Annotated in this window: 9 protein-coding genes; 6 read left to right on the top strand and 3 right to left on the bottom strand. The window is 66.5% G+C overall.

Features of this window, described 5'->3' with window-relative positions:
• Nucleotides 1-70: 70 nt before the first annotated feature.
• Genes AAEO60_RS14905 through AAEO60_RS14895 form a run of 3 tightly spaced genes read left to right on the top strand, consistent with a single transcriptional unit; the run spans nucleotide 71 to nucleotide 2,868 of the window.
• On the top strand, nucleotides 71-1,720 hold the full coding sequence (locus tag AAEO60_RS14905; protein WP_341674504.1) for a M28 family peptidase: 1,650 nt from the start codon (nucleotides 71-73) through the stop codon (nucleotides 1,718-1,720).
• Nucleotides 1,721-1,724: 4 nt separating this feature from the next.
• On the top strand, nucleotides 1,725-2,711 hold the full coding sequence (locus AAEO60_RS14900) for an agmatine deiminase family protein (protein WP_341674503.1): 987 nt from the start codon (nucleotides 1,725-1,727) through the stop codon (nucleotides 2,709-2,711).
• Nucleotides 2,712-2,745: 34 nt separating this feature from the next.
• Nucleotides 2,746-2,868 carry a hypothetical protein gene (locus AAEO60_RS14895; RefSeq protein WP_341674502.1) on the top strand — a complete coding sequence of 41 codons (123 nt, stop codon included), beginning with the start codon at nucleotides 2,746-2,748 and terminating at the stop codon, nucleotides 2,866-2,868.
• On the opposite strand, the gene AAEO60_RS14890 is transcribed toward AAEO60_RS14895, so the two are convergent.
• From AAEO60_RS14890 to thrS, 3 genes are read right to left on the bottom strand one after another with little or no spacing between them, the layout of a single operon-like run.
• Nucleotides 2,865-3,602 (bottom strand): TSUP family transporter, encoded by a 738-nt coding sequence (locus AAEO60_RS14890; RefSeq protein WP_341674501.1) that lies wholly within the window; start codon nucleotides 3,600-3,602, stop codon nucleotides 2,865-2,867. The genes AAEO60_RS14895 and AAEO60_RS14890 overlap by 4 nt on opposite strands.
• Before the next feature lie 9 nt (nucleotides 3,603-3,611).
• Nucleotides 3,612-4,355, bottom strand: coding sequence for a TSUP family transporter (locus tag AAEO60_RS14885; protein ID WP_341674500.1), 744 nt, complete (start codon nucleotides 4,353-4,355; stop codon nucleotides 3,612-3,614).
• A 4-nt stretch (nucleotides 4,356-4,359) separates the two neighbouring features.
• Nucleotides 4,360-6,378, bottom strand: a complete 2,019-nt coding sequence (thrS, locus tag AAEO60_RS14880; protein ID WP_341674499.1) for a threonine--tRNA ligase — start codon at nucleotides 6,376-6,378, stop codon at nucleotides 4,360-4,362.
• Between the two features lie 267 nt (nucleotides 6,379-6,645).
• Here thrS and AAEO60_RS14875 point away from each other — a divergent pair, with 267 nt between their 5' ends.
• The 3 genes from AAEO60_RS14875 to AAEO60_RS14865 all read left to right on the top strand — a co-directional run bounded on the left by AAEO60_RS14875 (nucleotide 6,646) and on the right by AAEO60_RS14865 (nucleotide 13,227).
• Nucleotides 6,646-7,368 carry an alpha/beta hydrolase gene (locus AAEO60_RS14875; protein ID WP_341674498.1) on the top strand — a complete coding sequence of 241 codons (723 nt, stop codon included), beginning with the start codon at nucleotides 6,646-6,648 and terminating at the stop codon, nucleotides 7,366-7,368.
• Complete coding sequence (locus tag AAEO60_RS14870) at nucleotides 7,365-8,345, top strand: LLM class flavin-dependent oxidoreductase (RefSeq protein WP_341674497.1); 981 nt, start codon at nucleotides 7,365-7,367, stop codon at nucleotides 8,343-8,345. Before AAEO60_RS14875 ends, AAEO60_RS14870 begins: the two co-directional genes overlap by 4 nt.
• Before the next feature lie 139 nt (nucleotides 8,346-8,484).
• Complete coding sequence (locus tag AAEO60_RS14865) at nucleotides 8,485-13,227, top strand: NAD-glutamate dehydrogenase (RefSeq protein ID WP_341674496.1); 4,743 nt, start codon at nucleotides 8,485-8,487, stop codon at nucleotides 13,225-13,227.
• Nucleotides 13,228-13,277 lie beyond the last annotated feature (50 nt).

Raw genomic sequence — 13,277 nt, 5'->3', positions numbered from 1 at the left:
CGCACTTGCCGCCGGACCCGCGCGGTGCCACATGACGCGCCATCGCCTGACAGGCCGAATGAGGATTTCCATGCTCCGTACCGCCACCCTGCTGCTTGCCCCCCTGACCGCGCTCGCCCTTTCCGCCTGCGCCGACAGCACCGAAGCGCCCGCCGACATCTCGCTCGAAACCGTGCAGAACGCCGTGCGCACGCTCTCGTCCGACGAGTTCGAAGGCCGCATGCCCGGCACCGAGGGCGAGGAACGCACCATCGCCTTCCTGATCGAACAGTTCGAAGCCGCAGGGCTGGAACCCGGCAACGGGGACAGCTGGACGCAGGAAGTGCCGCTCGTGGAAATCACCGGCAGCAACTACGCGCCGCTCACCGTGGGCAGCCAGCAGCTCACCTTCGGCAGCGACTGGGTCGGCGTCAGCTATCGCCAGACGCCCACCACCACGCTGGCGGACAGCGAGATCGTCTTCGTCGGCTACGGCATCAACGCCCCCGAGCGCGGCTGGAACGACTACGAAGGCGTGGACATGACGGGCAAGACCGCCCTCATCCTCGTCAATGACGCGGACTACATGGCAGACGACCTCGAAGGCCCCTTCGGCGGCCGCGCCATGACCTATTACGGCCGCTGGACCTACAAGTACGAGGAAGCCGCGCGGCAGGGTGCCGCCGCCGCCATCATCATCCACGAGGACTTCGCTGCCAGCTACGGCTGGAACGTGGTCGAATCGAGCTGGACCGGCCCGCAGGCCTATGCCGACACCGGCGGCGACGGGTCCGACCAGACGCTGATGAACGGCTGGGTGCAGCAGGAAGCCGCGCGCCGCATCTTCGCCGAAGCCGGGATGGACCTCGACGAGATGGTCATGGCTGCCGCCCTGCCCGACTTCGAAGCCGTGCCGCTGGGCGTGACCGCCTCTACCCGGTTCAGCAACGAAACGCGCCGCTACACCTCGCACAATGTCATCGGCGTGTTGCCGGGCAGCGAGCGGCCGGACGAATACATCCTCCATACCGCGCACTGGGACCACCTGGGTCGCTGCACGCCCAACGAGGACGGCGACGACATCTGCAACGGTGCTGTCGACAACGCATCGGGCACCGCCGCGCTGGTCGGTCTTGCCGAGGCCCATGCCGCTGCCGGCGCGCCCGATCGCAGCCTGGTCTTCCTGGCCGTGACGGCAGAGGAACAGGGCCTGCTGGGCGCCGAGTACTATGCCGCCAACCCGGTCTTCCCGCTGGCGCAGACCGTGGCCGGCATCAACATGGACGGCATCGCCATCCGCGGCGAGACCAACGACGTGAACGTGCGCGGCGGCGGCAAGAGCGAGCTCGACGACTACCTCGCCGTGGCGCTCGAAGCGCAGGGCCGCACGGCCTCGCCCGATCCCGCGCCCGAAGCCGGATACTACTACCGCTCCGACCACTTCCCCATGGTCAAGCGCGGCGTGCCGATGTTCTACGTCAAATCGGGCCTCGACCTGGTCGATGGCGGCACCGAGGCAGGCGAGGCAGCCGAAGCGGCCTACCGCGCCAATGCCTATCACGGGCCGGACGACGAATATGACGAGAACTGGGACTGGTCGGGCCTGATGCAGGACCTCGATCTCTACTACCATCTCGCCCGCGCACTGGGGAACACCGACGACTGGCCCGAATGGAACGAAGGCGACGAATTCCGCGCCACCCGCGAGGAAAGCTGCGCCGCAGCAGAACTGGGCTGCTGATATCATGACCATGCTCATGCCCGCCGAATGGGCGCCGCAGGACTGGATCTGGATCGGATTTCCGGCCCATGCCGACCTGTGGGAAGAAGACCTCGAAGAGGCGCAGGCGCAGATGGCGGCCTTCGCCAATGCCGTTGCCGAGACCGGGCAGCAGGTCCGGCTGGTAGTACGCGACGCCGTGGCCGAGGCCCAGGCGCGCGCGCTCGTATCCGCCAGCGTGGCCATCGAACAGCATCCCTATGGCGATATCTGGCTGCGCGACACCGGCCCATTGACCGTGCTTGGTGCGGACGGCGCTCGCCGCGCGCAGGGCTTCGGCTTCAACGGCTGGGGCGGCAAGTACATCATGCCCGGCGACCTCGAGACCGGGCCTTCGCTGGCAGCAGCGGGCGGGCTGGACTACCAGCGCGCCGACTGGATCCTTGAAGGCGGCGCTATCGAGAGCGACGGCACCGGCCTTGTCGTCACCACCGAGCAATGCCTGCTGCATCCCAACCGCAACCCGTCGCTCTCGCGCGAGCAGATCTGGAGCAATCTCCAGCGCGATCTCGGGTTTGAACGCATCCTGTGGCTGGGTGACGGGCTGGCGGGTGATCACACCGATGGCCATGTCGACAACTTGGCACGCATGGTGGGCGAAGGCGTGATCGCCATCCCCGTCGCCAGCGGTGCGGACGATCCCAATGCCAAGGTCTATGCCGATGCCCGCGCGCGCGCGCAGGACTTTGGCCTTGCGGTGCGCGACGTGCCCTCCCCCGGCCTTGTCGGCGAGGCCGACGATGCCGAACCGGCGAGCTACATGAACTTCGCCATCTGCAACGATGTGGTCGTGGTGCCGACCTACGGATCGAAGCACGACAAGGATGCAGTGGCCGCGATCGGCGCGCTCTTCCCCCGTCGCCATGCCGTGGGTCTGCGCGCGGATGCCGTACTTACCGGCGGCGGCAGCTTCCACTGCGCCAGCCAACACGTTCCCTCCATAAAGTCTTAACAACTCGTTAGGATTTGGCAGCGATAATGGCCTTATGGCCCAAGCTATCGCCTTCACCCGCAACCACGTTGCCCAGCCGCTGGAAGTGCTGCGCATTGCGCTGGTGTCGGGCTGCGCGATCGCGCTGATCGCGGCCGGCCAGGCCTTCCCTTTCTAAGCCACCAGTTTCCACAAAGCGCCGAGAGCCGCACCGCCCAGGACCACGGCGGTGGCCACCTGCCATTGCCTGGGCGTGACGCGGCCAAAGGCCTTGTGGCCGAACCAGTCGCCGAGCAGGACGGCCGGGAACAGGGCGGCGGCGAGTTCGACTTCGCTCAGCCCGCCCACACCCAGCGCGACGAAGAAGGCCGCCGAAAGCGGCGTCACCACCAGGAAGATCGCCATCATCGATGCGCGCGCCGCGCTCGGCTCCAGCCGTCCGCGCAGGTAGAAAGGCGCCATCCCCGGTCCCGGCATCCCGGCGAACCCGCCGAAAAAGCCGGTAAAGAAGCCGGATAGCGCCATGGCCGGATGGCGCGGCAGGGTGATCCGGCCTAGCGGCACCACCACCAGCACGAAGGCTCCCAGCGAGACCAGCGCGATCAGCACGCGCGCCCATGCAGGCGGCAAGGCCGTCAACGCCCAGAGGCCCAGCGGCATGCAGGCCAGCGCCAGCAGGGTGATCGGGATGGCCGAACGGTCGGCATGGCGGCGGATGCGGCCCACGTCGGTCAGCCCGATCAGGAACAGCGAGATCAGCCCGATCAGGACAGCCGCGGTGGGCTCGATGGCCAATTGGAGAACGGGCACCAGCACCACCGAAAGGCCGAAGCCCGCCAGGCCGCGCACGAAGCCTGCGGCCACCGCGGCCAGCAAGGCGACGATGACGGCTTGAGGCTCGAACCCGAACATGGCCTGATCCTACAGCAGCTTGACCAGAGCAGCCACGGCAGCAGCGGCCAGCACGACGCCCACGATAATCCGCCACAATTTGTCATTGACCTTGCCGAAGGCGAGGCTGCCGACCCAGTTGCCCAGCATGACCAGCGGGAACAGCGCTACGCCGAGCACGACGATCCGCCATTCGAGCACGCCCAGGGTCGCGCCTGATCCCACCCCTGCCAGCGCTGCCACGCCGAAAACACCGATCATCGAGGCCTTGGCGGTCATCCGCGGAATGTCGCGCCCGACGTAATAGGGCACTACCGGTGGGCCGGGCATGGCGGCAAAGCCCGTCAGCACGCCCGCAGTGAGGCCTGTAAGGCCCGTGGTAAGGTGTCCCGGCTGCTCCGCCCCGCGTCGGGGCAGGAGCACGGCGAAGAAGGCCGACAGCGCCACCAGGGCGATCAGGAAGCGCGCCAGCGCAGGCGGTGTTGCGTCCAGCAGCATCAACCCCGGCAAGGTCGCCAGCAGCACCAGCACCGAGATAGTGATGGCGCTCTTCTCGGCGTTCTTCACGATCAGCCTGATCTCGCTGAAGGCGAGCAGGCCAGCCATGATGTTGATCGCCAGCACCGCTTCCACCGGCTTCAGCGCCAGCGCCAGGATCGGCACCAGCAGGATACCGAAGCCGAAACCGGTCAGGCCGCGAATGAAGGCCGCGCCCAGCGTCGCCAGGACCGCCACGGCGATCTGCAGCGCAGTGAAACCGGCAAGCAGTTCCAAAGGGCTATCCGTCTCTCACGTCGGGCGGTGTCGCTTCTTGGTGCAACATCAAGATCGCATCTTCGAGCTTCATGATGCGTTGCTCCTTTTCGCCCAAGGTCCGAACTGCAACGGTTCCCTCTTCCGCCTCTCGTCCTCCGACGACCAGCATGTGCGGAACTTTCGCCAGCGAATGTTCGCGCACTTTGTAGTTGATCTTCTCGTTGCGGAGATCGCTTTCGACCCGGATACCCGCTTCCTTAAGCCGTTCCTCTACGTGCATGGCCCAGGAATCCGCATCGGAAACGATAGTCGCCACCACCGCCTGGACCGGGGCGAGCCAAACGGGCAGGCGGCCCGCGAAGTGCTCGATCAGGATGCCGATGAAGCGTTCGTAGCTGCCGAAAATCGCGCGGTGGAGCATGACGGGGCGGTGCTTCTCGCCGTCCTCGCCGACATATGTCGCATCGAGGCGTTCGGGCAGCACGCGGTCGCCCTGGATCGTGCCCACCTGCCAGGTGCGGCCGATGGCGTCGGTCAGGTGCCATTCCAGCTTGGGCGCATAGAAGGCACCTTCGCCGGGCAGCTCTTCCCAGCCGAAGTCGTCGTTCGCCATGCCGGCCTCGGCCACGGCGTCGCGCAGTTCCTGCTCGGCCTTGTCCCAGTCGGCATCGCTGCCAAACCGCTGTTCGGGGCGCAGGGCCAGCTTGATGGCGTAGGTGAAGCCGAAATGCTTGTAGACGCGGTCGGCCAGCTCGATGAAGGCGCGCACCTCGCTCACCACCTGGCTTTCGGTGCAGAAGATATGGGCGTCGTCCTGCGTGAACTGGCGCACGCGCATCAGCCCGTGCAGCGCGCCGTGCGGTTCGTTGCGGTGGCAGCAGCCCATCTCGCCCAGCCGGATCGGCAGGTCACGGTAGGAGGTGATGCCCTGCTTGAAGACGAGCACGTGCGCCGGGCAGTTCATCGGCTTCAGCGCCATCCAGTCGGCCTCGCCGCTGATGACGGGGCCTTCATCCTCGGTGTTGGGCACCTCGTCGGGGATGACGAACATGTTCTCGCGGTACTTGCCCCAGTGACCGGACTGTTCCCACTGGCGGGCGTCCATCACCTGCGGCGTCTTGATTTCCTGGTAGCCGGCCCCGTCCATCTGGCGGCGCATGTAGGCTTCCAGCTCGCGCCAGATCTTGTAGCCGTTGGGATGCCAGAAGACCGACCCGTGTGCCTCTTCCTGCAGGTGGAACAGGTCCATCTCGCGGCCCAGCTTGCGGTGGTCGCGCTTGGCGGCTTCCTCGAGGCGCGTGAGGTGGGCGTTCAGCTGCTTCTTGTTGAGCCAGCCGGTGCCGTAGATGCGCGTCAGCTGCGCGTTCTTCTGGTCGCCGCGCCAGTATGCACCGGCGACGCGCATCAGCTTGAAGGCATCGGGATCGAGCTTGCCGGTGGAGGCCAGATGCGGCCCGCGGCACATGTCGAGCCAGGCACCATCCGACTTCGGCTCGCCGGACCAGTAGACGGTCAGCTCCTCGTTCTCGGGCAGTTCCCTGGCCCACTCGGCCTTGAAGGTCTCGCCTTCCTTTTCCCACTTTTCGATCAGCTGTGCGCGGCTCCAGACCTCGCGCACCAGCGGCTTGTCGGCCTTGATGATCTCGCGCATCGCCTCTTCGATTTGCGGCAGGTCGTCCATCGAGAACGGATCGCGGCTGTCGGGCGCCTTGACGTCGTAGTAGAATCCGTCGTCGGTTGCAGGGCCGAAGGTGATCTGCGTACCCGGCCACAGCTTCTGCACGGCTTCGGCCAGCACGTGGGCATAGTCGTGCCGCGCCAGTTCCAGCGCCTCTTCCTCGTCACGGGCAGTGATCAGCGCCAGCTCGGCATCGCCGTCGAAGGGGCGGTTGAGGTCGCGCACCTCGCCGTCGACGCGCGCGGCAAGCGCGGCCTTGGCCAGCCCCGGGCCGATCGCCGCGGCCACGTCGCCGGGGGTCGAGCCCGCAGGCATCTCGCGCACCGATCCGTCGGGCAGGCTGATCTTGAGCAGTTCGGTCATTGCACCATCATCTCGTCATGTTTGCGCGCGCCATGGCACAACCCACCGCGCGCTTGAAGAGCGACGTTCATTATCATGCCGGTTTCGAGGGGACGCCGCGCCACCCGAAACCGGGTGGCAGCGATTGCGACTAAGCCGCGACCGACCGCCCCCGGTTGCCCGAGGTGGTAGTAGTCGTGGTGGTAGTCACACGCTTGGCCATGTGGCCCACATAGGGGCCAATTGCTGCATTGTCACTAATGCCCGGCGTCGCCATGTTGGCGGGCAATGACCGATACGCTCGAAATCGGCGGCCAGCAGGTCGCCTATCGCCACACGCCGGGAGCCGGACCTGCCGTGGTCTTCCTGCCCGGCTACATGTCCGACATGGCAGGCGGCAAGGCGACCGCCGTGTTCGACTGCTGCGCCGGAACAGGCCGCGAATGCCTGCTGCTCGACTATTCGGGCTGCGGCGAGAGCTCGGGCGACTTCGCCGACGGATCGCTGTCGACCTGGCGCGCCGAAGTGCTGGCCCTGATCGAAGCGAAGGTCGCCTCCGACAAGGTGGTGATCGTCGGTTCCTCGATGGGCGGCTGGCTGATGCTGCTGGTGGGCATGGCGCTGGGTGAGCGGCTGCACGGTCTCGTCGGCATTGCCGCGGCACCGGACTTCTCCGACTGGGGCTATGACGAGGTGGAGAAGAACCAGCTGCGTGCCGGAACGACGGTCTACGAGGAAAGCGATTACGGCTACGATCCCATGCCCACCCATGCAAAGTTCTGGAAGGACGCCGAAGCAAACAGGCTGCTGGGCAGCACGGTGCCGATCACTTGCCCGGTCCGCCTGCTGCACGGGCAGGAGGACGCCGACGTGCCGCCCGAGACGTCGCTACGCCTTGCCAGGGCGCTGGCCAGCGAGGATGTGCAGGTGACCCTTGTCAAAGGCGGAGACCATCGCTTGTCGCGCGACAGTGACATCGCCCTGCTGCTGCGCACGGTGGAGACCCTATGACCGACCTTTCCGTCCTCGATCTCGTCCCGGTGCGCGAAGGCAGCGGTGTTTCCGAAGCCATCGCCGAAGCGGGCAAGCTGGCGCAGGTCGCCGAAGCTGCCGGCTACAAGCGTTTCTGGATAGCCGAACACCACGCCAGCGAAGGCATTGCCGGCGGCGCGACTTCGGTTGTCATCAGCCATATCGGCCATGTCACCAGCACGATCCGCGTGGGCGCGGGCGGCATCATGCTGCCCAACCACAACCCCTTCGTGATTGCCGAACAGTTCGGCGCGCTCGATGCCATGTTCCCCGGTCGGGTCGACCTCGGCCTCGGCCGCGCGCCCGGATCGGCGCCGATCATCGGCCAGGCCCTGCGCAAGGACCTGCACCGCGCGTCGGAGTACTTCCCGCAGGACGTGGTCGAACTGCGCGCGCTGTTCACCGGCGAGCCAGAGCTGCCGATCACGGCCACGCCCGGCCTCGGCGCCAAGGTGGAAATGTGGATGCTCGGCTCCAGCCTGTTCGGCGCCCAGCTCGCGGCGCAACTGGGCTTGCCCTATGCTTTCGCCAGCCACTTCGCCCCGCGCCATCTCGACGAGGCGCTGGCAACCTACCGCCAGAACTTCCGCCCTTCGGCAGCGCTTGAGAGGCCGCATGTCATGGCCGCAATGAGTGTGATCGCGGCAGAGACCGACGCCGAAGCCGTCACCCTCGCCAGCAGCCAGGACCAGGCCTTCGTCAAGCTGCGCTCGGGCGATCCGGGCAAGCTCCCCCCGCCGCTGCCCGGCTATCGCGACAGCCTCCCTGCCACGACACAGGCCATGCTGGATTCTATGGACGTTGCCCGTGCCGTCGGCTCCCCGGCCACGGTGCGCGAGAAGATCGAGCGCTTCATCGAGAGGACACAAGCCGATGAGATCATTGTCTCGGGCGCGACCTACGATCCTGCAGCGCGCCAGGAGTCGCTGCGCATGACCATGAAAGCACTGGCCTAGTTTCGCTTGAAACTTTTGTCGTGCAAATGTTCTCACGCAGGATTAGAGGCGCGCGGGAACTTCCGGTAAGGCCCAGCGCTAGAGTCGGGAGTCGCGAGGCCGCAGGGCTGCCTCGCTACCGAGGAGGAGACAGGCAGGCATGGCCAAGAAGGGCGACACGTCCGCAGCTTTCACCAACTTGAGCGAGCAGGAGCGTGCCTTTGCCGCCGTGCTGAAGGCGCGGATCGAAGGATCCCTCTTGCCGGGTGAAGCGCCGCTGGAAGGCGAGCCGCTGGATCAGGCCACGGCCTTTACCGTCGAAGCCGCGCGCCAGCGTGAAGACGGCCAGCCCTCGATCCTGCTCCGCACCGAAGCCGGTGATCGCCGCTTCATGCGGATCGCCGTAATCAACAAGGACATGCCTTTCCTAGTCGATTCCATCGCCGCCGCCATGGCGGCGCGCGGGCTGGCAATCGACGTCCTGCACCACCCCATGCTGCCTGTCCGCCGCAAGGACGGCGTGCTGGTCGACGTTCCCGAAGGCGACGGGACCGGCGAGAAGAAGGAAAGCTGGGTCTACATCGAGACCGAACGGGTCGATGCGAAAGACCGCCGCGCGCTCGAACAGGAACTGCTGGCAGCCGTGCTGGATGTCCGCGCCACGGTGGCCGACTGGCCCAAGATGCGCGATGCCATGACCGAGGATGCCGATCGCCTGCCTGACGCCGAAGGCGCGGCGCTGCTGCGCTGGCTGGCTGGCGGCATGATGACGCAGCTGGGCCATGTCACCCGCACCCGCGACGGCAAGACCAGCGACGCGTTCGGCATTTGTCGCCGCTCGACGCCGGACCTGCTGGCTGACGATGCCTTCGAGAAGGCCTTCGCCTGGTTTGACGGCGAGCTGGACGGCCAGGACGGCGCTCCCGGCCGCGCACCGCTGATCATCAAGGCGAACCGCCTGTCCAAGGTCCACCGCCGTGCGCCGCTGGACCTGTTCATCGTGCCGCAGCTGGAAAAGGGCCGCGTCGAAGCCCTCTCCGTCCATGCCGGCATCTGGACCAGCGCCGCGCTGGTCGCCCCGCCGGACAGCGTGCCGGTGTTGCGCCAGCAGCTGAAGACGATCATGGACCGGCTCGATTTCGAGCCCGGCAGCCATGACTACAAGTCGCTGGTCCACGCACTCACGGCGCTGCCGCACGACCTGATCATCAGCTTCAACGATGATGACATCACCCGCGTCGCCACGGCCATGATGGGTCTGGCCGACCGTCCGCGGCCGCGCGCGACGCTGGTCACCGCCCCGCTGGGCCGCCACGTGTTCGGCTTCGTCTGGCTCCCGCGCGACATGCTCTCCACCGCCGTGCGCCTGCAGGTGCAGGACATGCTCGAAGCCAATACCGGTGCCCGCACGCTGGACTGGAGCTTGATGGTCGAAGGCGGCAACCTCGCCCTGCTGCGCTATGTCATGGACTTCCGCGGCAAGGCCGGCACGCCTGACGCCGACGCCATCGATGCCGAGTTGAACGCCATGCTGCGCGGCTGGAACGACGCGGTCGAGGATGCGCTGGCCAAGGGCGAGGAGTCCGCGCGGGCCGGTGCGCTCGCCATGCGCTATGCCGCCAGTTTCCCCACCTTCTACCGTACCAGTTATGGTGCCGAAGAGGCGGCAATCGATATTGTCCGCCTGCGCCACCTGGCGGTGCAGGTTGACGAGACCGGCAATAGCCGCTCCGTCCGGCTCTATCACGCTGATGCCGATGAGCCGGAACGCCTGCGCCTCAAGGTCTACCAGCATCACGGCTCCCTGCCGCTGTCGGACGCGGTGCCGGCGCTGGAGAACTTCGGTTTCCGCGTGATGTCGGAGATTCCCACACCGCTGCAAGGCGAGGATGCCGGGACGATCCACGATTTCACCCTGCGCCTCCCCGCCGGTGTCGAGCACCACACCTTGCTGGAGCGCGCTGCGGATATCGAGGACGCCATTTCCTGCGTGCTCAACGAGCAGGCTGAAGACGACGTTTTCAACCGGCTGGTGGTTAAGTCCGGCCTCGTCGCGCATGAGACGGACTGGCTGCGGGCATTCTACCGCTACCTGCGGCAGGCCAATATCGCCTTTACCATCTATACCGTGGTCGATGCCCTGGCGGCAGCGCCCAAGGTTACGCGCGGCCTCATCGATCTGCTTCGCGCCTTGCACGATCCCAAGGTGAAAGGTGATCGCAGCAAGGCCGTCGAAGCCATCAACGATGACATTCGCGCGGGGCTCGCCGACGTCGTCGCGATCAACGATGACCGCATCCTGCGGCTCTACTGGGACACCATGCGCGCGGTGCTGCGCACCAATGCCTTTGCCCCGGCGGCCAGCGATGCGCTGGCCTTCAAGCTCGATTCCGCGCTGGTCCCCGGCCTGCCCAAGCCCGTGCCGTGGCGCGAGATCTTCGTCTATTCGCGCCGCGTCGAAGGCATTCACCTACGTGCCGGCCCCGTCGCCCGCGGCGGCCTGCGCTGGTCGGACCGGCGAGACGACTTCCGCACCGAAGTGCTCGGCCTGATGAAGGCGCAGAAAGTGAAGAACGCCGTGATCGTGCCAACCGGCGCGAAGGGCGGTTTCTATCCCAAGCAGCTGCCCAACCCGGCCGAAGACCGCGACGCCTGGTTCGCCGAGGGCAGGGACAGCTACAAGCTGTTCATCCGCTCCCTGCTGTCGATCACGGACAACTATGAAGGCGACAAGGTGGTGCACCCCGACGGCGTGGTGATCCACGACGGGGAAGACCCCTATTTCGTGGTCGCCGCCGACAAGGGTACGGCCACCTTCTCCGACACCGCCAATGCCATCGCCGAGGAACGCGGCTTCTGGCTGGGCGATGCCTTCGCCAGTGGCGGCTCCAACGGCTACGACCACAAGGCCATGGGCATCACCGCCAAGGGCGCGTGGATCTCCGTGCAGCGGCATTTCCTGGAAATGGGCGTCGACGTGCAGAAGGAACCCGTGCGCGTTGCCGGTTGCGGCGACATGTCGGGCGACGTGTTCGGCAACGGCATGCTGCTGTCGAAAGCGATCAAGCTGGTCGCGGCCTTTGACCATCGCCACGTGTTCATCGATCCCGATCCCGATCCGGCCATCAGCTGGAAGGAACGCAAGCGGCTGTTCGACCTGCCGCGCTCCAGCTGGGCTGACTACAACGAGAAGCTGATCAGCCGGGGCGGCGGCATCTACCCGCGCGCAATGAAGCGCATCGAGCTGTCGGCGGCGGCGCTGGCCGCGCTGGGCATCGACAAGAGCGAGTTGAAAGACGGCGGGATCGAACCCGACAGCCTGATCTCGCGCGTGCTCACCAGCCCGGTCGACCTGATCTGGTTCGGCGGCATCGGCACCTATGTGAAGTCGTCGGACGAAAGCCACATGGACGTGGGCGATCCCGCCAACGACCTGCTGCGCGTCAATGCCGAAGACCTGCGCGCCAAGGTGATCGGCGAAGGCGCCAACCTGGGCATCACCCAAGCAGGCCGTATCGAGTTCGCCCTGCGCGGCGGCCGCGTGAACACCGACTTCATCGATAACTCGGCAGGCGTCGATTGCTCCGACAACGAGGTCAACATCAAGATCGCGCTGGCCGCAGCGCGCGCTTCCGGTCGCCTGTCCGAAGAGCGGCGCAATGCCCTGCTCAAGGACATGACCGACGAGGTTGCCGAGCTGGTGCTGGAGGACAATCGCCTGCAGGCGCTGGCGCTGTCGATTGCCGAACAGGGCGGCAGCCGCACCGTGGGCGCCATGGCCCAGCTGATCGAATCGCTGGAAGTGCTGGGCGGGCTCGACCGGCAGAATGAAGGCCTCGGCGATGCCGAAGAAATGAAGCGGCGGGCGGCTGACGGCAAGGGCCTCATGCGCCCCGAGCTGGCCGTGCTGCTGTCCTATTCCAAGCTGGTACTGCAGGAAGCGGTCGAGGAAAGCCTGCTTGCCGGCGACGATGCGGCCGATCCGCTAGTGCTTGGCGACTTCCCGGCGCAAATGCAGGACGCTTTCCGCACCCAGTTGCTGGGTCACCGCCTGCGCAAGGAGATTGTCGGCACGGTCGTGGCCAACAAGATCGTCAACCGCATGGGCATGCTCCACCCCTTCGAACTGGCGGAAGAGGAAGGCGCTGGACTCGACGCCATCGGCACCGGCTTTGTCGGTGCGAGTGCGCTGCTGGGCATGGACGCCATCTGGGACGCGATCGACAGCACCAAGATGCCGGAAACCGCGCGTCTCATGCTGTTCGACCAGGCCGCCCTCGCCATGCGCGGACACATTGCCGACCTGCTGCGCGCCGGCGGCGGACACATCTCCCCGTCAGACCTGCATGGCGAAATCGGCCACATGGTGGGCGAGCTCACCGACAAGGTGGACACCCTGCTGGGCGACGAAGCCCGCGCCCATGTCGACGGGATTGCCGAGCGAATGGTTGGCCAGGGCGCCCCGCCCAAGCTCGCCGCTTCGGTCGCGCGGCTGTTCGCCATCGACGGAGCCATTGGCCTGTCGCGGCTCGCAACGGACACCAACATCGCCCCGACCGAACTGGCCAACGCCTTCATCGAACTCGGCGCGCTGCTGGGGATCGACTGGGCGCAATCGCGGGCCGCGGTCATGTCGCCGATCGACCCGTGGGAACGCTTGCTGGTCGCGGGGCTCGCGCGCGATTTCCAGGCCATGCGGTTCGATTTCCTGCGCGGTATTGCCCGCAAGCGCGGCAAGGCGGCAGGCGATCCGGTAGCCCTGATCGCGGATTGGGCCGAAGCGAACGAAAAGCCGATTGGCCAGTTCCGGCGGATGATCGCGCGAGCCCAGGCTGCCACCCCCGTGGCCCCAGCCATGCTCGCCCAGGTCGCCAGCCAGGCACGCAACCTGCTGCAGGGTTAAGCACACGCCTCATCGCGCTTGGTGCTTGACGCCTGTCCCTGTTTTGCCGC

It is taken from the genome of Aurantiacibacter gilvus, from assembly GCF_038289935.1.
GTDB classification, from domain to species: Bacteria; Pseudomonadota; Alphaproteobacteria; order Sphingomonadales; family Sphingomonadaceae; genus Alteraurantiacibacter; species Alteraurantiacibacter gilvus.
This window is presented reverse-complemented; position numbering and strand designations above follow the sequence as displayed.

Bases quoted from the DNA above. Each gene is read 5' to 3' on its own strand.
- AAEO60_RS14905 (WP_341674504.1), top strand. From the start codon at position 71: ATGCTCCGTACCGCCACCCTGCTGCTTGCCCCCCTGACCGCGCTCGCC.
- AAEO60_RS14900 (WP_341674503.1), top strand. From the start codon at position 1,725: ATGACCATGCTCATGCCCGCCGAATGGGCGCCGCAGGACTGGATCTGG.
- AAEO60_RS14895 (WP_341674502.1), top strand. From the start codon at position 2,746: ATGGCCCAAGCTATCGCCTTCACCCGCAACCACGTTGCCCAGCCGCTG.
- AAEO60_RS14890 (WP_341674501.1), bottom strand. From the start codon at position 3,602: ATGTTCGGGTTCGAGCCTCAAGCCGTCATCGTCGCCTTGCTGGCCGCG.
- thrS (WP_341674499.1), bottom strand. From the start codon at position 6,378: ATGACCGAACTGCTCAAGATCAGCCTGCCCGACGGATCGGTGCGCGAG.
- AAEO60_RS14875 (WP_341674498.1), top strand. From the start codon at position 6,646: ATGACCGATACGCTCGAAATCGGCGGCCAGCAGGTCGCCTATCGCCAC.
- AAEO60_RS14870 (WP_341674497.1), top strand. From the start codon at position 7,365: ATGACCGACCTTTCCGTCCTCGATCTCGTCCCGGTGCGCGAAGGCAGC.
- AAEO60_RS14865 (WP_341674496.1), top strand. From the start codon at position 8,485: ATGGCCAAGAAGGGCGACACGTCCGCAGCTTTCACCAACTTGAGCGAG.